Origin of the sequence: Streptomyces sp. NPDC017991, from assembly GCF_044328075.1 — a bacterium.
Taxonomy (GTDB): Bacteria; Actinomycetota; Actinomycetes; order Streptomycetales; family Streptomycetaceae; genus Streptomyces.
Genome location: NZ_JBIRGP010000017.1, coordinates 142,322 through 160,931, shown reverse-complemented (window position 1 = coordinate 160,931; position 18,610 = coordinate 142,322). Strand labels below are relative to the sequence as shown.

Genomic DNA, 18,610 nt, shown 5'->3' with positions numbered 1-18,610 from the left:
CACGGAATGTGGTTCCCTTTCCCACCCGTCTCAAAAGGCGTACCTGTCTCAGCAGGCGTACCCGTCTCAGAAGGCGTACCTGATACGCAGCCACGGCGCGTGTGCCGCCAGCAGTTCCCGCAGCCGCGCCAGGGCCCGCTGCTTGGTCTCCAGGGCGTAGCGGACGTTGAGCGCCCCGTTCTGGGAGCGCTTGGTCTCCTGGATCTCCGGCTGCCACAGCACGTCCTCGGCGCGCGGGTGCCAGCCCAGGTTGACCTCGTGGAGCGCCTGGTTGTGGGTCAGCATGATGACCTCGGCCGCCGCCTGCTCCTTCACCCGGGCGGGCAGGACGTCGTCGAGGTGCGTGAGCAGGTCGGCCCAGTCCCGCTCCCACCCCGGGCGCAGCACCACGGGCGAGAGGTTGAAGTGGACCTCGTACCCGGCGTCGAGGAAGTCGGCCGCCGCCGCGATGCGCTCGGGGACCGGGCTGGTGCGGATGTCGAGGAGCCGGGCGTCGTCGGTCGGCATGACGGAGAAGCGCACGCGGGTGCGGCCCCGCGGGTCGAGTGCGAGCAGGTCGGGGTTGACGAACTTGGTCGCGAAGGAGGCCTTCGCGGTCGGCAGGCGGCGGAACGCGGCGACGAGGTCCGCGGTGTTGTCGCAGACCAGGGCGTCGACGGAGCAGTCACCGTTCTCACCGATGTCGTAGACCCAGGCCTCGGGGTCGCACTGGTTGGGTTCCGGTTTGGGGCCCTGGGCGCGTACGTGCCGCTGTACGTGGGCCACGATCGCCTCGATGTTGGTGAACAGGGTGATGGGGTTGGCGAATCCCTTGCGGCGCGGGACATAGCAGTACGCGCAGGCCATCGCGCAGCCGTTGGAGGGGCCGGGGGCGATCCAGTCGGCCGACCTGCCGTTGGGTCGCGTGCTGAGGCTGTGCTTGACGCCGAGGACGAGTGTGTCGGTCTTGATGCGGACCCAGCGGGCGATGTTGCCGTCGTTGCCGTGCAGGGAGGGGATCTGCCAGTGGCCGTCGACCTCGGTCACCCGCACGCCCGGCAGCCGGGCCATGATCTGCTGCCCGCGCGGGGAGTCGAGGGCCGCCGGCTCGGCGTACACCTCCCGTACGTCGAGCATCCGGCGGGCCCGGGGGCTGTCCCGGAACGCCCCCTCAGCGGTCCGCGGGGGTGCCGGTGCGGTGTCCGACCAGTCGAAAAGCGGTTGCTGCTCGGGCTCCACGTGCTGTTCCTCTCCGGCTGTTCCTCTCCGGGGCAGGGGCTCAGTCCCCACACCTCACACCTCACACCCTGCGGTCGCGCTCCTGCTCCAGCAGCTCATCGAGGTCGGCGAGGCGGTCGAGGCCCCGTACGGCCTGCGTCATCCGCGGGTTGTGTTCGAACCGGGCCCGGTGGCGGTGCAGCAGGTTCCAGTACCCGGCGGTGAAGGGGCAGGCGTCCTCGCCCACCCGTACGGTCGGCTTGTAGCGGCAGGGACCGCAGAAGTCGCTCATGCGGTTGATGTACGCGCCACCGGACGTGTACGGCTTGGTGGTCATGCGGCCCCCGTCGGCGTACTGCGACATGCCGACCACGTTCGGGACCATCACCCAGTCGTAGCCGTCGACGAAGCTGCGGTGGAACCAGTCGGTGACGGCCCCGGGCTCCCACCCCCGTTGCAGTGCGAGACTGCCGAGGATCATCAGACGGGGGATGTGGTGCGTCCAGCCGGTGGCCCTGACCTGCTGGAGGACGTGGCCGAGGCAGTTGGCGTCCGTCGCGTCCGGGGACAGTTCCGTGAACCAGTCGGGCAACGGCTCGTGATGGCCCAGCGCGTTGCTCTCGCGGTACCGCGTCCCGAAGTGCCAGTAGACGTGCCAGACGTACTCGCGCCAGCCGGTGACCTGCCGGACGAACCCCTCGGCGCTGTTGAGCGGGACGTTCCCCGACCGCCAGGCCGCCTCCGCCCGCTCGGCGCATTCGGCGGGGTCGAGCAGGCCGAGGTTGAGCGAGGAGGAGAGCAGGCTGTGGCTCATCGTCGCGTCCCCGGTGAGCATCGCGTCCTCGTACGCGCCGAAGGTCGGCAGTCGGTGCTCGACGAAGCGGTGCAGCGCGGCCAGTGCCTCCCGGCGGGTGGCGGGGAACCCGCGCGGCCCGTCCTCGCCGACGAACTCGACGTCCCCGTCGCGCGACCAGCGGTCGAGATCGGCCCGTACCTCGTCGTCGATCTCGCTCTCGCGAGGGTGGTACGGGGCCGGAACGCCCAGGTCGGCGGCGCCGCGCGGCGGGGGCTGCCGGTTGTCGTGGTCCAGGTTCCAGCGCCCGCCGGCCGGCCGGTCGCCCTCCATCAGCAGGTCGTGCGTCTGGCGGACCCAGCGGTAGAAGTCCTCCTGGCGCAGGTGCTTCGTACCGCGGCCGTCCGCCCAGCGCTCGAACTCGTCGTGCGTCACGAGGAAACCGCGGGCCGGCAGGACACGTACGGAGGGCAGGGAGCGTACGAAGGCGAGGGCCGCGTGGGACGTGGGGTGGTGGACGGTCACCCGGGCGTCCCCCAGCGCCTCGCGCAGCCCCTGGCGGTAGGTGTCCGCCTTGACGTACCGCACGCGGTCACCGAGTTCGGCGGCGCGGTGGCGCATCGCCGAGAGGATCAGATGGGCCTTGGCGCGGTGGAACCGCCGTCGGCGCAGGACGCTGCGGGCCTCGATCATCAGCAGCGGCGCGTCCCGGCGCGGGCCGCCGCGCGCGGGATCGACGAAGTGCGGGCCGAGTTGGTCGCCGAAGAGCCAGTGGTGGGTGCCGGGCTCTTCGTCGGCCTCGTTCTCGGCCGCGTTCTCAGCCGCGGTCACAGGCACGTTCCCGGCCGCCGTGTTCCTTGTCATGCCGTGCGCTCCGTCGACGAGTCGTCGCCCCGTCGGCGCCCTGCGCGGCGCGACGCTTTCCTCCGCAGATCAAAGCGCACGACGGCGCGGGCGGGACGCGGCACACGCCGGGCGCCCTGCTTCTCGCGGAGCCGTCCGCTGGTGCGGTCGCTGAACCACGCCCCCAAAAAAAGAACGGGACCGCGATCCCGCCGAGGCCGAGGGCGTGGCGGCGCTCCCGTCAAGCGCCTCGGCTCGGGCGGTACCCGGAGGGCCGTGTTCCGTCGGGGGGCGGGGTGTGCTCCCAGCGGAGGGTGGAAGGGTGCCGGCGGATCAGTCCGCGTTCCGCGAACGCGTCGAGCCAGCCGCTCATCGGCCACCAGCCCCAACGGCGATGGAAGATCTCGCTGTTGCGCAGGATGTCGTGCAGATGTTCCACCGGCGGGCTGGAGGTCGGGTGGTACTGGTGGAAGGCCGGTGCGCCGCCCACCCAGGTGAGCCGGACACCGGCCTCGCGGGCCCGCTGACCGTAGTCGGTGTCCTCGCCGCCGTACCCCTCGTACTCCTCGCAGAAGCCGCCGACCGCGTGCCAGGTGTCGGCGGTCAGCGCGAAGGACAGCGACCAGAACAGGGTGTGGTCGGTGCCGTCCTGGGTCTCGCCGGCTCCGGGGGCGGGCCGGGCGGGGTGCGGTGCGGCGAGCGCCGGGAGGTCGGCCAGCCGGTAGCCGCCGACCGGGTCCGGCGGTGGCGGGAGGTACGCGACGGTGCCGCAGAGCAGGGAGCGGGGGCGGCCGGGCTCGCGGGCCACCCCGGCGTACCGCTCCAGCAGCCTGTCGCCGGGCACGCAGTCGACGTCCAGGAAGACCAGCAGTTCGGCGCCGTGGGCGAGGGCATGCGCGGCGCCGAGATTCCGGGCACGGGCGAGCGGCAGCCTGCCGTCCCGCACCGGACAGTCGACGACCGCCGCACCGGGCCGCCGCCCGGCGACAACGGCACCCAGCCCCGGATCCCCCATGGCGACGACGACGTACTGCCCGGGCATGCACGACCCGCCGCCGAGCCCGGCGTGCTGCAGAGCGAGATGCCCGTGCCGGCCGGCAGCGAGGGTGATCACGGCGGTACGCATCAGGGGGCGCCGGGGGTACGGGGGACGGTGGGGTGCTGGGGGGCGCCGGGGTGCCGTACCGGGGCGGCGTGTCCCGCCGCCTCGGCCAAGGCGGTCGCCGCCCGGGTCGCCCCGTCGCCCGGTGCCCAGTGGGACCAGCGGTCCCCGCCCCGCTCGTGGGCCTGTTCCAGGAGGGCGGGCCAGGCCTCGGGCGTCGGCCAGTGGGGGGTGACGACTGCGAGGCGGCCTCGGGTCAGGGCGCGGGCCGTGGCGGCCTGTTCGCCGAAGGGGCGTTCCTGGGGGACGACCACCGCGGGGCGGCGCGCGGCGGCGCACTCGGCGAGCGCGTTCTGGCCCGCGTGGGTGACCACGACGTCCGCCGCGCACAGCGCGGGCCACGGGTCGGCCGACCAGCCGCCGTCCGGCCCGCCGAGCGTCGTCCACTCCCAGCCGGGGGTGGCCGCCCGCGCGGCCTTCACCTCGCCGGGTGTGACGTCGGCCCCGCCCGAACCCATCAGGAGCAGCACCCTCCGCTGCGTACGCGACCGGTCCGTACGCCCCGGTTCGCCCGCGGGGCGCGGGCGGCCGTCGAAACGGGAGAAGGCGCCCGTGTGCACGGTCTTGGCCGACCAGTGCGCGGGCCGGCCCGGTTCGGGCAGCGCGGCCGGCCAGGGGGCGAGGACGAGTTCGGCCAGGTCGTACGCCATCCGGTGCGGCGGGTCGGTGCGGTCGCCCCGCATCGCCGCCAGCGCGACGGGTGTGCCCAACAGCCTTGCCAGCAGGGCCACTTCGACGGACACGTCGGACATCAGGAGCCGGGGCGCGGTCCCCTCGATCCACCGCGCGATCAGTGCCATCCGCCCGCGGAGCCCGGCGTGCCCGACGGGCGCCCAGTGCAGCCGTCCGCCCGCCGTCACGTCACCGAACCCGGCCGGGTCGCCGTCGTCGTCCCTCGGCAGCCGCACCCACTGGCCGGGCCAGGGCCAGTCCTGGGGCTCGGACAGGGTGGACAGACCCGTCACCGGGACGGGGCAGTGCGCGGCGACGGTCCGGGCGCGGTTCAGATGGCCGCTGCCCTGGTGGTGGACGTAGTAGCCGATCATGCCGACACCGAGCGGTAGAAGCGCTCGTAACTGCGGGTCATGACCTCCATGGAGCAGAAGGCCTCCGCGTGGCGTCGCGCGGCGGCCCGGGAGAGGGCGGTCGTCGGCTCGACGGCCGCTGCCAGCGCCTTACAGTCGCCGGGCTCGACCAGCAGGGCGCAGTCGTCCGTGACGATCTCCGGCAGCGCGCCGCGCGCGAATCCGCACACCGGTGTGCCGCAGGCCAGCGCCTCCGCGATCACCAGTCCGTACGGCTCGTCCCAGCAGGGCGGGACGACGGCGGCGGCCGAGGAGCCGACCAGTTCGCACAGTTCCGGCTGGGAGAGGTGGCCCTCGTAGGTGATCGTGCGGTCGAGACGGGGACGGATGCACTCCTCGAAGTACTCCGTGTCTCCGACGGGCCCCGCGAGCCGCAGCCCCCGCCCCGCGAGACGTGCGGCTTCGATCGCGAAGTGCGCGCCCTTCTCGGGCACGATCCGCCCCGACCAGACCAGCTCCTCCCCGCCGGGCCCCGGGCGCCAGCGCTCGGTGTCGATGCCGTTGCGCACCACGGTGGCGGCGGGCACCACGTGCCGCCAGGCCGCGGCGGTGTGATCGCTGACCGCGCTGAACCGCATGGGGCAGTACCGCGGCGCCTGGATGGCCGACTCCAGCCACGGCGTGGGCGGGGTGTGCAGGGTGGTGACGACCGGTACGGAGAGCACGGCGGCCATCGCCACCGGCAGGTAGTGCAGGCTGTTGTTGTGCACGATGTCGTACCGCGCCGGCGCACGGGAGAGGTCGAGCATCAGCTGCAGGTAGGCGTGGTGCTCCGCCAGCCAGTGGGCGGCCACCATGCTCGTGTCCCGGCAGGCGGCCTCGCTGATCCGGGGCGGCCGGAACGGCATCTCCACCGCCCCCAGCCCGGGGTCCGAGCCCGGCCCCGCGAAGATCGTGACCTCGTGACCGCGGGCGCGCAGGGCCTTGGACAGCGTCCAGGTGTGCGCTTCGAGACCGCCGGCGAACGGATCACGGATCGGATGCCGGGCGGAGGCGATCAGGGCGATCCGCAGCGGCGCGACGGGGTCGGGTCGCGACGGGGGCCGCACGTCGGACGCCGTCACAACAGGTCCGCGTAGAGGGCTTCGTGCGCACGGGCGAGCAGGAGACGTTCGGCCCGGCGGTCGGCCGGGTCGGCCCGCCAGACGGGCCGCTCCTCGTAGGCGGTGCGCACCGCGTCCCGCAGCGACGCCTCGTCGAGCCCGCCCCGGTCGTGGCCGTAGCTGAGGCAGGGCCGCTGCTCCGCGTAGAACCCGCAGGTCGGCGCGAGGACGGTGGTCCCCAGGTCGTGGCACGCCTCCAGCCAGCCGGAGTGGGTGCCGAAGCGGTAGGGCAGCACGGACACGTCGAGGTTGATCAGATAGTCGTAGAGCGCGTCGTCGTCGAAGTAGTCGTGGACGTGCAGCCGCAGCCGCTCCTTGCGGTCCATCCCGCGCAACTCGTCGAGCACTCCGGGCGCGTACCAGTGTCTCGCCGGATCGTCGATCTCCGGGTGGCAGTCGACGCGCAGCACCGCGTCGGGCAGTTCCGACAGCGCGTCGGCGAGCACCCGGGCCACCGGCAGCGGGTCCATGTTGGCCCGGATGCTCTTGGCGTGCAGACCGACCGTGAACGTGTCGCGTACGGGCCGGGGGCGTACGAGGCCGGCCTGTCCGACCACGTGCGGGTGCGGCAGGACCAGCGCGGTACGGCCCCAGCGTGCGGCGATCTCCCGCGCGGCGCCCGGGGTGAGGGTGATGATCCGGTCCGCGGCGGGGACGAGCACGTCCAGTTGCGCCCGGTGCTCGTCCTCGTCCCGGTGGTGGGGGTTGACGAGGTCGTGGACGGTCTGGACGAGCGGTTTGCCGTTGCGGCGCAGGGCGTCGACGAGGTCCTCCAGCGCCCGCGGAGTCTGCGCGTCGAAGCCGAAGTGGAGATGGAGGACGTCGAAGGTGTCGGCGTGCTCGTCGACCCAGTCCGGGTCGAGCATGACCGGCGGCCACCACTGGCCGGACCCGCTGGGGGCGCCGCAGGGGCGGGGGTCGGCCAGCCGGATCACGCGGTCGCCGCCCGGCGGGGACAGGTGGCGCACGTACACGTGCCCGGCGGGGATCGAGGCGACTCGGATGATGCCGCCGGTCCCGGACGCCGGACCGGGCATGGCGGGGTCGTGGCGGGTGGCCGGTTCGGGCACGGGTGTCTCCTCCTTCGGTCACGCCGAGAAAGCCGGGGATGCCCGGGGTGTCGGGGATGCCAGGGATATGGGGGATACCAGGGATGTCGGGGATGCCGGTGCGCCGCCCGGGGCAGCAGCGCGCGGGACACCCCGTACCTGCGTGTCCCACGATTCCCCGCCGGCCGGTCCGGAGCATGCGGGAGACGGCCGTCCGGGCGAAGGGCGGGCCTGCTCTTCCCTTGCGTCCGGCCCCCGCTTCAGGGGCGGCCCGCCACCTGTGGCTCCGGCGACGGGGACAGGGCCGCTCGGGGGAATCGCGGGAAGAAGGGCTCCCCGCACGTCTTCCTTTCGACCGGTGGGGGAACCCGTGGGCCATGACCACGCGATCTGAACTGCCGGGCACCGCCGAGTCGTACTGGATGGCCACCGCGCCGGGCACCCGGTGGCCGGCACTGGAGGCCGACGCGACGGCGGACGTCGTCGTGATCGGGGCGGGCATGGCCGGCCTGTCCGTCGCCTGGGAACTGACCCGGGCCGGACGCGACGTCCTCGTGCTGGACGCGGACCGTGTCGCCGCCGGGGTGAGCGGCTACACGACGGCGAAGCTCACCGCGGCGCACTCGCTCGTGTACGCACGCCTGCGCCGCACACGCGGAAAGGAAGGCGCACGCCAGTACGCCCACTCCCAGCAGGCCGCGGTGGAGCGGGTCGCCTCCGTGGCGGCGGAACTCGGCGTCGACTGCGACTTCGAAGACTCGTCGGCCCTGACCTTCACGGTCGACCCGCGACAACGATCCACGTTCGAGGCCGAGGCGGAGGCCGCCGCCGAAGCGGGACTGGCCGTCGACCTCGTGACGGAGACGGATCTGCCGTTCCCGGTCGCCGCGGCGGTACGCGTCACGCGGCAGGCTCGGTTCCATCCGCGCAAGTACCTGCTGGCCCTGGCGGACGACATCACCGCGCGAGGCGGTGTCATCCACGAACGGACCCGGGTGACCGGCCTCACCGAGGGGACCCCGTGCGAACTGACGACCGAGCGAGGCACCACGATCACGGCGAACGACGTCGTCGTCGCCACGCACTACCCCGTCTTCGACCGTGCCCTGCACTTCGCGCGCCTGTCACCGCGCCGCGAACTGGTCGTCGCCGCCCCCCTCCCCGCCTCGGCGGCACCGGAGCACATGTACCTCACGGACGACTTGGGCAAGCGGTCCGTACGCACCGCTCCGCTCGACGAGGGGCGACGGCTGCTCATCGTCACGGGGGAGAGTTTCACTCCCGGCACGGGCGACGGCCACGAGCGTTTCCTGCGGCTCGACGCGTGGATGCACGAACACTTCCCGGTCGGCGACACGGCGTACCGGTGGGCGGCCCAGGACAACGACGTGAGCGACGGCGTGCCGCTGGTCGGCCCGTTCCATCCGGGCGCACGCCATGTGTACGTGGCGACCGGCTTCGGCGGCTGGGGCATGAGCGGGGGCGCCATGGCCGGACAGCTGCTGGCGTCGACGCTCACCGGCGCGGAACCCGAGTGGGCGGGGCTGTACGACCCGCGCCGGCTGTGGAGCACCCTCCGGGAGGGCTCGGCGCTGCTGAAACAGCAGGCGGACGTGGCCAAGCACTTCGTGGGCGACCGGCTGAGGACCACCCACGTCGACTCCGTCGCCGAGATCGCCCCCGGCTCGGGTGCGGTCGTACGGGTCGAGGGGCGCCGCTGTGCCGTCTACCGCGACGAGGCGGGCACGGCCCACGCGGTGTCGGCGCGCTGCACGCATCTCGGCTGCCTGGTCGCGTTCAACGAGGCGGAGACCGCCTGGGAGTGCCCGTGCCATGGTTCACGCTTCGGCGTCGACGGCGAGGTCCTGCAGGGGCCGGCCGTACGCCCGCTGCCGCCGCGGACGGTCTGAGCGCCTGGGTCCGGGCGCGGGCCCACCAGCCGGTCCGCGCCCGGACTCCGTCAGTCCGCGTCGACGTCGTGCACGGACACGCGGATGGTGCCGGCGCTGCCGTCGGCGGCATCGGGGATGAGCATCCCCGCGCCGGCACCGCTGCGCAGGTAGTCCACCACGGCCCGGTCGAGCATCTCGCCCGGGAGCACCGCGGGGATGCCGGGCGGGTAGGGCGTGAGCATCTCGGCACAGATCCGCCCGACCGCGCTGTCCGCGGGAACCTGCTCGACCTCGCCGAAGAAGGCGTCACGCGGCAGCGTCACCTGTCGCAGGCGCAGGCTCCCCGGGTCCGGGACGCGGATGTCCGGGGCGGGCGGCAGCTCGTCGGCATGGGCGACCAGGTCGCGCAGACCGTCGAGGAGCCGTTCCGTGGTCGTCTCGTCGTCGGCGTGCGTGAGCTGGGCGTTGATGCGGCGGTGGTCGGAGGTGTGCAGGTTGATGCGGTGGTGCCGGCGCATCCAGTCGGCGGCGTCGTAACCGCTGAACCCGACTCCGCTCAGGTCGATGAAAACCTGGAGGGGGTCCATGTCGAAGGCGCGCCCGGGGGCACAGAAGTCGTCACGGTCGTTGACGTGCAGGCCCTTGATGTCCTCGATGGCGGCTCGTACCCGCCGGGCCCTCTCCAGAGCCCCCTCCATCAGCTCGTGGCCCTGTTCCACCATCTGCCGGCGCCATCCGTCGAGGGCCGCGTAGACGAGGACCGAGGGGCTGGTGGTGTCGAGCAGGTCGGCGCGGGAGGCGAGGGTCTGTGGGGTGACCCGGTCGCCCTGGAGGTGGAAGACCGACCCCTGTTCGAGCCCGGAGCCCATCTTGTGGACCGAGGTGACGCAGACGTCGGCGCCCGCGTCCATCGCCCAGGTGGGCAGCTCCGGATGGAAGGGCAGGTGGGCGCCCCACGCCTCGTCCACGATCAGCGGTACGCCGTGCTCGTGGCAGAGCGCCGCGACGGCTCCGATGTCGGCGCAGGTGCCGTAGGGGGTGGGGCTGGTGACCAGCGCCCCGCGCGCGTCCGGGTGCTCCTCGAACGCCGCGCGGAAGGCCTCGGGGGACGGCGGGTGGGCGAGGTGGAGATCGGGGTCCCACTGGGGGTCGACCCACACCGGGCGGATCCCCGCGAGGATCAGACCCGAGATGACCGACTTGTGCGCGTCACGTCCGACCAGGAGTTTCTCGTGCGGCCCGGCGACCGAGAGCATGGCGGCCTTCACCGACAAGGAGCTGCCGCAGGTGGAGAAGAACGTGTGATCGGCGCCCACCGCGTCGGCCATCAGCGCTTCGGCCTGTTTCAGGATCCCCTGGGACGTGGTGCGGTCGTCGAGCCCGGACACCGCGAGCATGTCCGCGTCGAACAGGGCGTCGCCCAGTACGGCCCGTACCCGCGGGTCGGCGCCCCGGCCCTGCTTGTGACCGGGCGGCGTGAACGGCAGATGGTCCTGCGCCTGGTACGCCACCAGCGCGTCGAGTACGGGAGCTGTCGAGTGGTCCATGGTGTGGGGCTTTCCGCTACGGAAGGGCGAAAACATCTCGCGCCGGGGCGCGACCGCCGGGACGGCTGCCGACGAGTGCCACGAGTGCCCCGCGGCGGGACGGCCGACACCTGTAGTGCTCTGTCCGGGCCGTCCGGGCCATCCGGGACCGCCGGCCGGCGCGTGGGCCCTTGCCACGCGCGTCACGCGAGGCGGCGCGTGAAGTCGGCCGTACCGGGAGCCGCCGGCTCGCCCGGCCGGCCGGCTCACCACGTGACGTCTGCGGCCCGCGTGATCTCCGCGTCCATGTTCCGCCGCATCATGCTCAGCGCGGCCTCCGCGAGTTCCGGGTGGATGGCGGCCACGGCGTCCGCGGGTACGACGACGTCGAGATGCCGGATGTGCGCGTCGAGCGCCGAGTACAGCACGCACTGCTCGGTCACCTGCCCGGTCAGAACCACCCGGTCGACGCCGAGTTCCGCCAGCAGATACGTCATCGGTGTCTCGTAGAAGATGGAGTGCCGGGCCTTCACGATGAACAAGGACTCCTCGTCCGGACGCAAGGGCTCCACGAGAGCGGCATGCGGCGTCGCCAGGGCCTCGTCGAGCAGCTCGCCGTGGTGGGAACGCCACTGCCCCCAGTTGTCGTTGGCGTAGATCACCGGGATACCGGCCTCGCGGGCGCGGTGGAGCAGCGACACGATCCCGGGCAGCGCCGCCTCGGCGGCGGGCAACAGGAGTTCCGCGTCCTTGTGCTCGTAGGTATTGATCATGTCGATGACGATGAGCGCGGAGCCGGTCATGCAACCACCATCCCCCCTCCGAGCCGTCCTGGCACATCACTGCCGGCCGGTCACAGCCCTCACGCCCGGTCCAACCGCAGGTCGAGTGCGGCACCGACGTCGGGGCAGTTCCGCCGGACGGTGTCGAGGAAGGCGTCCAGCGCCGGCGAGCGGTCCCGGTCGGCGAAGGACAGGACCAGATCGGGCAGCGCCGTCCTCGGGGTCACCTCGCAGAACCGGATCCCCGGCCTCGGGGCTTCGCGCATGCGGGAGGGCCCGAGCCCCACGCCGACCCCGCAGGCGGCCAGGCCCATGATCGTGTGCACGTCCCTGGCCACGGTGGCGCCTTCCAGTGCCGCCGCGTCCTCGCCCAGCAGAACGCGCAGCCCGGCGGCGATGACGGGCTCGTCCTCCCCGGCGGCCACGACCAGCGGCTGCCGCCGCAACTGGTCCACGCTCACCGATGCCTGGCCCGCGTAGGGGTGCGCGCTGCCGACCACGGCGATCAGATGGTCGTGTCCGACCGGGACGGACACCAGATGCTCGGCGCCGGCGCCCCGGGGCGGTCCGAGGGTGACGGCCACGTCCAGTTCCCCGGCGACGAGAGCCGCGGTGCCGCGACCGGATGCCATCTCGTGCAGCTCCAGCCGTACGTCCGGCCGCTCACGGCCGAACCGGCCCAGGACGTCCGGGAGCGGGTCCAGCAGCGCGGAGGCGACGAATCCCAGCCGCAGCCGGCCCGTCTCGCCGCGGGCCGCCCGGCCGGCGTCCGTCCTGGCCGCCGTCATCTCCTCCAGCGCCCGCCGCGCCCGGGCGAGGAACGCCTCGCCCGCGGCGGTCGGGAACACGCCCTGGCGCGTACGGTCGAACAGCCGGGCGCCGGTCTCGCGCTCCAGGTCGGCGATCTGTTTGGACAGCGGGGGCTGCGCGATACCCAGCGCGCGGGCGGCCCGGCCGAAGTGCCTGTGCTCGGCGAGGGCGAGCGCGTACCGCAGATGCCGCGCTTCCATGCCGCTCCCCCTCCATACACACAAAGTATCGCCACTCAGCGTGCCATATCTTGCCCTGGATCGACCCGCGGTGATCGCTTGAGATGGGGGCCATGCCTCCCTCCGCGAGCGACACCCCCTCCCCGAACCACATCGCCTCCCTGAACCACACCGTCTCCGTGGACCACACCGTCTCCGTGGACCACACCGTCTTCGTCCTGGTTCACGGTGCCTGGCACGGCTCGTGGCAGTGGGCAGCGACGCAGCGCGCGCTCGCCGGTCTCGGTGCCGCGAGCGTCGCCGTCGACCTGCCGGGACACGGCTTCGGCGCTCCCCTGCCCAGCGGGTACCTGCTGCCCGGCCGCCCCGGCCTGCTGACCGAGAGGTCACAGCTCGCCGACGTGACGATGGACGACTGCGCAGATGCCGTGCTGGACACGCTGCGCCGGGTCCGCCGCTACGCCCGTGTCGTGCTCGTCGCGCACAGCGCGGGCGGCGGTCCCGCGTCGCTGGCCGCGGAGCGCGCCCCCGACCTCGTCGACCAGGTCGTCTACCTCTCCGCGTTCGTCCCCGCGGGCCGTCCCCGGTTCTTCGACTACCTGGGCGCGCCCGAGAACGCCACCGCACGGGGGCAGGGCCTCAACCTCGGTGATCCCGAGGCACTGGGCGCCGTACGCATCGACCCGTTGTCGCCGGACCCCGCCTACGTCGAGGAGCTGCGGCAGACCCACTACCACGACACGCCCGCCGACCGCTTCGACCGCTGGCGCTCCGCGCTCAGCCCCGATCTGCCGCTCGCCCTCCCGTCGACTCCCATCACCCTGACCCCGGCGCGGTGGGGCCGTATCCCGCGTACCTTCCTGCGCTGCGCGGACGACCGGGCACTGCCGACGGCCGCACAGGACCTGATGATCGCGGAGGCCGACCGGGCCCTGCCGGGCGAACCGTTCACCGTCCGCACGCTTCCGGGCAGCCACAGCCCGTTCGCCGCCCGCCCGCAGGAACTCGCCGAGGCCCTGGTCCGGTGAACGGCCGACACTTCCCGCCGCCGACGGACGGGCGAGGCTTCCCGGCGCCGGTCGACCGCCGGGGCTCCCCTCCGCCGGTGGACCGCCGGAGCTTCCTGCTGCCGGTCGTGCTGAGCGCGACCTTCGTGCAACTGCTGAACGTCACGATCGCGCAGATCGCCGCTCCGGCCATCCAGTCGGGCCTGGGCGCGGGCCCCGGCGCGGTGCAGCTCGTGCTGGCCGGGTACACCCTGGCGTACGCGTGCCTGCTCGTCACCGCCGCACGGCTGGGCGACCGCTACGGTTACCGGCGGCTGTTCGTGCTGGGCACCGCGGTCTTCACGGCCGGCTCGGTGGCCTGCGCGGCCGCGCCCGGCGCCGGCTGGCTGATCGCGGCCCGGCTGGTGCAGGGTGCGGGCAGCGGCCTGGTGGCCCCGCAGGTGCTCTCGCTCATCCGCACCGGCGTTCCGCAGGACTGCCGCCCACGGGCCCTCGCCCTGTACGGCGCCACGATGGGCGTGGCCTCGCTGGCCGGACCGCTCATCGGCGGGCTGCTCGTCGGCGCCGACCTCTTCGGCCTCGGCTGGCGCGCTGTTTTCCTGGTCACGGTGCCGGTGGCACTCGTCTCGCTGGCGGGGGCGGCCCTGCTTCCCCGTACGCGCAGCGCGGACGGACCGCGCGTGGACCGGCTGGGAGCGGCGCTGGCCACCACCGGCTTCGCCACGCTGGTCCTGCCGTGCGCGCTGGGCCGCGAGGCCGGCTGGCCCTGGTGGACGTGGGCCTCCTTCGCCGTGGCCGCGGTGGCCCTCACCTGCTTCGTCCGTACGCTCCGGCACCGGCCGGACCCCCTGATCCACCCGTCGGTCCTGCGGGACGGGACCGCGCGGCGGGGCCTGCTGCTGGTGTTCGTCTTCAACGCCGGGGTCCCGTCGTTCACGTACCTGCTGTTCCTGCATCTGCAGTCCGCACTCGGGTACGCGGCGCTGTCCGCCGCGCTGGTGTCGGCGCCGTTCGCCGCCGCGGCCGTGGTGGGCAGCAGGGCCGCCCCGGCCCTCTCCCGCCGGCTGGGCACGACGGCGCTGACGGCCGCCGCGCTCGTGCTGGCGGGTACGGCCGTGGCGCTCGCGCCGCTCATCGGCACCGGGCCCGGACGCCGTGCGGCACTGCCGGTACTGGCGGTACTGGCGGTACTGGCGGCCGGGGGTGCCGCGTTCGGCCTGTTCACGGCCTCGGTGTTCACACTGGTCCTTGGGGGTCTGCGGGGCGCCGCCGCGGATTCGGTGTCCGGCCTGCTGCCCACGGCCCAGCAACTCGGCGGCTCGATCGGCGTGACGGCGGCGGGGCTGGCCTATTTCGCACCGGCCGCCAGCGCGAACGCGGCGTTCACCCACGCCATGGCGTACGAGGCCGCGGTCTTCGTACTCACGGCCCTGATCGCCCTCGGCCTGCGCCGACCCCCTTCCGAACCGAAGCGATCCCGGTTGCCGGCGTTCCGGCCGGGCACGTCCACGTGCGGCACTGCGCCGCGCGGAAGGTCCGGGTCGTGCGACCGGGTCGTGCGGCCGGGTCGTGCGGCTCACCGATCCGGTCGCCATGACTGACGTGCTTCGTACTGAAAGGCGTTCTCATCCGTTCGGGCGCCACCTGCTGGCGCACCCGCCGAGACACCGCATCTGATGGAAGCGATCCGGGTCCCGGGATGAGAAGTCGCGCTACGGGTACGCGGAAGACCATCGAAACGAGGAGAGGACGCGGGCCGAACAACTCCCCGCGTCCGGTGAGGAGAACGTCATGCCGCAGGGGTCCAATGCGAAGCGTGAGCGTCAGTACGAGCACATCAAGGAAGGCGCGGAGAAGCGCGGCACCTCCACCGGCCGCGCGAAGGAGATCGCGGCGCGCACGGTGAACAAGGAGCGGGCCCGCGCCGGAGAGTCGAAGACGTCGAGCAAGGTGTCCACCCGGGACAAGAAGTCGGCTCCGCAGCGCGGCGGCGAGCGTTCCCACAGTGGTGCCCAGGGGCCGACGAAGGACCAGCTCTACGCGGAGGCGAAGAAGCGCGGCGTCGACGGCCGCTCCTCGATGAACAAACAGCAACTGGCCAAGGCCCTCGGCCGCTGACCGTCCGCCCTCGGCCACGACGACACGGCTGTCCCGGGCAACCTTCGGTGCCATCCGGGTGCCCGTAGAACCCCGTCATGAAAACCCCGTCGTGCCGCACTCGGGGGGCCGGTTCAGTCCTCGGCGACGACCCGCACAGTCCTGACCGATGTGTCGGCGGCGTCCGGCACGACCATGCCGGCGTCGACGCCGGTACGCAGATAACGCAGGACTTCGGCGTTCAGGCGCTCGCCGGGCACCGCGGCGGGAATGCCGGGCGGGTACGGAGTGATCATCTCCGCGGTGATCCGTCCGATCGCCCCCTCCCAGGGCACCTGTTCGGTCGGCCCGAAGAACGCGTCGCGCGGGAGCATGACCTGATCCAGCCGGAGCTGTTCGGGGTCCGGGACGTCGACCTGCTCGGCGGGCCGCAGTTGGTCCGCGTGAGCGGCGACGTCCCGCAGAGCCGTCAGGAGGATCCGCGTGGAGTCCTTGTCGTCGGCATGGGTCAACTGGGCGCTGATGCGGCGGTGGTCGGACAGGTGGAGGTTGATCCCGTGGTGTTCGCGCAGCCAGTCGGCCGCCCGGTAGCCGGTCGTACCGAGCGAGGTGATGTCGATGATGATCTGGAGGGGGTCCATGTCGGTGGCGAGGCCGGTACCGCAGAAGTCGTCCCGCCCGTGTACGTGCATGCCGTCGATGTCCGCGATCCGGTCCCGTACGGATGCGGCGAGGGCCAGCGTGTCGTCGTACAGGGCCCGACCGTGCTCCACCATCTGGCGGCGCCAGCCGTCCAAGGCCGCGTAGACGAGGACCGAGGGGCTCGTCGTGCCGAGAAGGTCCTCACGGTTCCTGAGCACCTCGGGGGCGATCAGTTCACCCTGGAGGTGGAAGACCGAACCCTGCTCCAGTCCCGAGCCCATCTTGTGCACCGAGGTCACGCAGACGTCTGCTCCGGCGTCCATCGCCCAGGTGGGCAGACCCGGATGGAACGGCAGGTGCGCGCCCCATGCCTCGTCCGCGATGAGCGGCCTGCCCCGTTCGTGGCAGACCCGCGCGATGGCGGACAGGTCCGAGCAGGTGCCGTACGGCGTGGGGGTGGTGACGAGGGCGCCCTTCGCGTCGGGGTGCGCGGCGAAGGCCGCCTCGAACGCCGCCGCGGACGGCGGGTGCGCCAGGTGCAGCTGGGAGTCCCATTGCGGGGTGACCCAGACGGGCCGGATACCGGAGAGGATCAGTCCTGAGACCACCGCCTTGTGCGCGTCGCGTCCCACGAGCAGCTTCTCGTGCGGCCCGGCCACCGACAGCATCGCCGCTTTGATCGACAGCGAGCTGCCGCAGGTGGAGAAGAAGGTGTGCTCGGCCCCGACGGCGTCCGCCATCAGGGTCTGTGCCTCTTCGAGGACGCCGTGGGAGGACGTCCGGTCGTCCAGCCCGCTCGTCGCCAGCACGTCGGAGTGGAAGACCGCGTCTCCGAGTACCTCGCGGACCCTGGGGTCGGCGCCGCGTCCCTGCTTGTGGCCCGGCGGGGTGAAGGGGGTCTGCCTCTCGGCGTGGTAGGCCGCCAGAGCTTCGAGTACCGGCGCTTTCGAGTGGTCCATGTGCCTCGACTGCCCTTGCCTCGTGAGAGGGAAACAGCTTGCCGCCTCGGATGCGGCCGTGCAGGCGTACGCCGGAACCGGGCGCGCACCCGTTCGGCGGGAGGCACCGGCCCGGCGGCTCAACGGACCCGCACAGGCCGGATCCGCAGTGCTGCAAGCCGCTACTGCGGGCCACTGCGGCAGGCCGGATCCGCACTGCTACAAACCAGCCGCGACCTTGTCCCGTAGGCAGCGCCACGCCCGCTCCGCGGTCTCGGGAGTGAGCAGTACGTCCGCTGCCGTACAGGCCAGCGCCTCGGCCGCGGCGAGCATCGCGGCACGTCCGCGCTCACCGGCGGCGGCCTCCGCGAACTGCGGGGTGTGGTCGCTGCCCGACTCGTCCATGATCGCTACGAAGGGGTGGATGGCGGGGACCCGCGTACTGACGTTCCCGATGTCCGACGAGCCGAGGTAGACCCCCGGTTCGGGTTCCCGGGCGGGAATGCCGGCCCGTGCGAGATGCTCCGCGAAGAGTCCGGACAGCACGTCGTTGTCGCGGAAGTGCTCGTACCCGGCCGTCACGCGGACCGTGTCGACCGTGGTGCCGGTGGACAGCGCGACGCCCTCGGCACATCGCGCCAGTTCGGCGTCCAGGTCGTCGAGCGCGGCCGTCGTGCCGCCGCGCAGTCCGAACAGGCCCTCAGCGAAGGCCGGCACGATGTTGGTGGCCGTGCCGCCCTCCGTCACGATGCCCTGGACGTGCGATCCGGGTGGCAGGCGCCGGCCCAGCACGGCGAGCGTGTTGAACAGCTGGACGAGCGCCGCCAGCGCGTCGACGCCCTCGGTCGGGTTCCCCGTGGGATGCGCCGCACGGCCGTGGAACCCCACGCGCACCTGGCGCTGCGCGGTCAACGGCGCCCACGTCCAGGTGTGTACGCCCGGGTGGAACATCAGGGCGGCGTCGACCCCGTCGAAGACGCCCGCCTCGGTGAGCGTCACCTTGCCGCCGCCGCCCTCCTCGGCCGGGGTGCCGACGGCGAGGAGCGTGCCGTTCACCCGCTCCAGCGCGTCGCGCAGCGAAAGCGCCGCTCCCAGTCCCGCCGCGGCGATCAGGTTGTGTCCGCAGGCGTGCCCCATGTCCGGCAGGGCGTCGTACTCCATGAGCAGCGCCACGCAGGGCCCGTTGCCGTCACCCGTCCGGGCGGTGAACGCCGTGGGCAGGCCCGCCACGCCACGCTCGACGAGGAAGCCCTCCCGCTCGAAGTGCCCGGTCAGCAACTCGACCGCCCGGTGCTCCTGGAAGGCGAGTTCCGGCGTGCGGTGCAGCTCCAGTGCGACCTCCCAGAGCTGTACGGCGCGAGCGGCCACCTCCTGTCCGATACGGGCGTACGCGACGTCTCTCGTGATCGCCATGCTGCCTCCCTGGAGCCGAGGGCGCACCGGCCCCCGGACTCGCACATCTGACAACTGCGGGGAACGACATCCGGGCGTCGCGGACCGCTGGG

15 protein-coding genes are annotated in these 18,610 nt (G+C 72.9%); 4 read left to right on the top strand and 11 right to left on the bottom strand.

Features of this window, described 5'->3' with window-relative positions:
• Positions 1-66 precede the first annotated feature (66 nt).
• From ACH4DZ_RS39070 to ACH4DZ_RS39045, 6 genes are all read right to left on the bottom strand, one after another.
• Positions 67-1,218 (bottom strand): spore photoproduct lyase family protein, encoded by a 1,152-nt coding sequence (locus ACH4DZ_RS39070; protein ID WP_398293578.1) that lies wholly within the window; start codon positions 1,216-1,218, stop codon positions 67-69.
• Between the two features lie 61 nt (positions 1,219-1,279).
• On the bottom strand, positions 1,280-2,854 hold the full coding sequence (locus ACH4DZ_RS39065) for a cryptochrome/photolyase family protein (RefSeq protein ID WP_398293576.1): 1,575 nt from the start codon (positions 2,852-2,854) through the stop codon (positions 1,280-1,282).
• Between the two features lie 220 nt (positions 2,855-3,074).
• Complete coding sequence (locus ACH4DZ_RS39060) at positions 3,075-3,959, bottom strand: glycosyltransferase family 2 protein (protein ID WP_398293574.1); 885 nt, start codon at positions 3,957-3,959, stop codon at positions 3,075-3,077.
• Positions 3,959-5,041 carry a glycosyltransferase gene (locus tag ACH4DZ_RS39055; protein WP_398293572.1) on the bottom strand — a complete coding sequence of 361 codons (1,083 nt, stop codon included), beginning with the start codon at positions 5,039-5,041 and terminating at the stop codon, positions 3,959-3,961. The genes ACH4DZ_RS39060 and ACH4DZ_RS39055 overlap by 1 nt, the downstream gene beginning before the upstream one ends.
• Positions 5,038-6,144 carry a glycosyltransferase gene (locus tag ACH4DZ_RS39050; protein ID WP_398293570.1) on the bottom strand — a complete coding sequence of 369 codons (1,107 nt, stop codon included), beginning with the start codon at positions 6,142-6,144 and terminating at the stop codon, positions 5,038-5,040. The genes ACH4DZ_RS39055 and ACH4DZ_RS39050 overlap by 4 nt, the downstream gene beginning before the upstream one ends.
• Positions 6,141-7,253 carry a glycosyltransferase family 1 protein gene (locus ACH4DZ_RS39045; RefSeq protein WP_398293567.1) on the bottom strand — a complete coding sequence of 371 codons (1,113 nt, stop codon included), beginning with the start codon at positions 7,251-7,253 and terminating at the stop codon, positions 6,141-6,143. Before ACH4DZ_RS39045 ends, ACH4DZ_RS39050 begins: the two co-directional genes overlap by 4 nt.
• A gap of 356 nt (positions 7,254-7,609) precedes the next feature.
• Between ACH4DZ_RS39045 and ACH4DZ_RS39040 the strand changes: the two genes are divergently transcribed.
• Positions 7,610-9,142 (top strand): FAD-dependent oxidoreductase, encoded by a 1,533-nt coding sequence (locus ACH4DZ_RS39040; protein ID WP_398293564.1) that lies wholly within the window; start codon positions 7,610-7,612, stop codon positions 9,140-9,142.
• A gap of 50 nt (positions 9,143-9,192) precedes the next feature.
• Here the strand turns inward: ACH4DZ_RS39040 and ACH4DZ_RS39035 are convergent, their stop codons facing one another.
• The 3 genes from ACH4DZ_RS39035 to ACH4DZ_RS39025 all read right to left on the bottom strand — a co-directional run bounded on the left by ACH4DZ_RS39035 (position 9,193) and on the right by ACH4DZ_RS39025 (position 12,442).
• Positions 9,193-10,671, bottom strand: a complete 1,479-nt coding sequence (locus ACH4DZ_RS39035) for an aminotransferase class I/II-fold pyridoxal phosphate-dependent enzyme (RefSeq protein WP_398293561.1) — start codon at positions 10,669-10,671, stop codon at positions 9,193-9,195.
• Positions 10,672-10,916: 245 nt separating this feature from the next.
• Positions 10,917-11,453: an isochorismatase family cysteine hydrolase gene (locus tag ACH4DZ_RS39030; protein ID WP_398293559.1), complete on the bottom strand. Its 537-nt coding sequence runs from the start codon at positions 11,451-11,453 to the stop codon at positions 10,917-10,919.
• A gap of 59 nt (positions 11,454-11,512) precedes the next feature.
• Complete coding sequence (locus ACH4DZ_RS39025) at positions 11,513-12,442, bottom strand: LysR family transcriptional regulator (protein WP_398293557.1); 930 nt, start codon at positions 12,440-12,442, stop codon at positions 11,513-11,515.
• 92 nt (positions 12,443-12,534) lie between these two features.
• Here ACH4DZ_RS39025 and ACH4DZ_RS39020 point away from each other — a divergent pair, with 92 nt between their 5' ends.
• The 3 genes from ACH4DZ_RS39020 (at position 12,535) to ACH4DZ_RS39010 (ending at position 15,546) form a co-directional block, all read left to right on the top strand.
• Positions 12,535-13,449 carry an alpha/beta hydrolase gene (locus tag ACH4DZ_RS39020; protein WP_398293555.1) on the top strand — a complete coding sequence of 305 codons (915 nt, stop codon included), beginning with the start codon at positions 12,535-12,537 and terminating at the stop codon, positions 13,447-13,449.
• Positions 13,450-13,526: 77 nt separating this feature from the next.
• Positions 13,527-15,029 (top strand): MFS transporter, encoded by a 1,503-nt coding sequence (locus tag ACH4DZ_RS39015; protein WP_398293553.1) that lies wholly within the window; start codon positions 13,527-13,529, stop codon positions 15,027-15,029.
• Positions 15,030-15,219: 190 nt separating this feature from the next.
• The gene (locus ACH4DZ_RS39010) at positions 15,220-15,546 is read left to right on the top strand and encodes a plasmid stabilization protein (RefSeq protein WP_398293551.1); all 327 of its coding nucleotides are present in this window, start codon (positions 15,220-15,222) and stop codon (positions 15,544-15,546) included.
• Between the two features lie 113 nt (positions 15,547-15,659).
• On the opposite strand, the gene ACH4DZ_RS39005 is transcribed toward ACH4DZ_RS39010, so the two are convergent.
• Together ACH4DZ_RS39005 and ACH4DZ_RS39000 are read right to left on the bottom strand one after the other, a co-directional pair.
• Positions 15,660-17,126: an aminotransferase class I/II-fold pyridoxal phosphate-dependent enzyme gene (locus ACH4DZ_RS39005; protein ID WP_398293549.1), complete on the bottom strand. Its 1,467-nt coding sequence runs from the start codon at positions 17,124-17,126 to the stop codon at positions 15,660-15,662.
• Between the two features lie 198 nt (positions 17,127-17,324).
• Positions 17,325-18,518, bottom strand: a complete 1,194-nt coding sequence (locus ACH4DZ_RS39000) for an amidohydrolase (protein ID WP_398293546.1) — start codon at positions 18,516-18,518, stop codon at positions 17,325-17,327.
• Between the last annotated feature and the right edge of the window lie 92 nt (positions 18,519-18,610).

Bases quoted from the DNA above. Each gene is read 5' to 3' on its own strand.
- ACH4DZ_RS39005 (WP_398293549.1), bottom strand. From the start codon at position 17,126: ATGGACCACTCGAAAGCGCCGGTACTCGAAGCTCTGGCGGCCTACCAC.
- ACH4DZ_RS39000 (WP_398293546.1), bottom strand. From the start codon at position 18,518: ATGGCGATCACGAGAGACGTCGCGTACGCCCGTATCGGACAGGAGGTG.
- ACH4DZ_RS39040 (WP_398293564.1), top strand. From the start codon at position 7,610: ATGACCACGCGATCTGAACTGCCGGGCACCGCCGAGTCGTACTGGATG.
- ACH4DZ_RS39025 (WP_398293557.1), bottom strand. From the start codon at position 12,442: ATGGAAGCGCGGCATCTGCGGTACGCGCTCGCCCTCGCCGAGCACAGG.
- ACH4DZ_RS39055 (WP_398293572.1), bottom strand. From the start codon at position 5,041: ATGATCGGCTACTACGTCCACCACCAGGGCAGCGGCCATCTGAACCGC.
- ACH4DZ_RS39035 (WP_398293561.1), bottom strand. From the start codon at position 10,671: ATGGACCACTCGACAGCTCCCGTACTCGACGCGCTGGTGGCGTACCAG.
- ACH4DZ_RS39030 (WP_398293559.1), bottom strand. From the start codon at position 11,453: ATGACCGGCTCCGCGCTCATCGTCATCGACATGATCAATACCTACGAG.
- ACH4DZ_RS39060 (WP_398293574.1), bottom strand. From the start codon at position 3,959: ATGCGTACCGCCGTGATCACCCTCGCTGCCGGCCGGCACGGGCATCTC.
- ACH4DZ_RS39065 (WP_398293576.1), bottom strand. From the start codon at position 2,854: ATGACAAGGAACACGGCGGCCGGGAACGTGCCTGTGACCGCGGCTGAG.
- ACH4DZ_RS39010 (WP_398293551.1), top strand. From the start codon at position 15,220: ATGCCGCAGGGGTCCAATGCGAAGCGTGAGCGTCAGTACGAGCACATC.
- ACH4DZ_RS39020 (WP_398293555.1), top strand. From the start codon at position 12,535: ATGCCTCCCTCCGCGAGCGACACCCCCTCCCCGAACCACATCGCCTCC.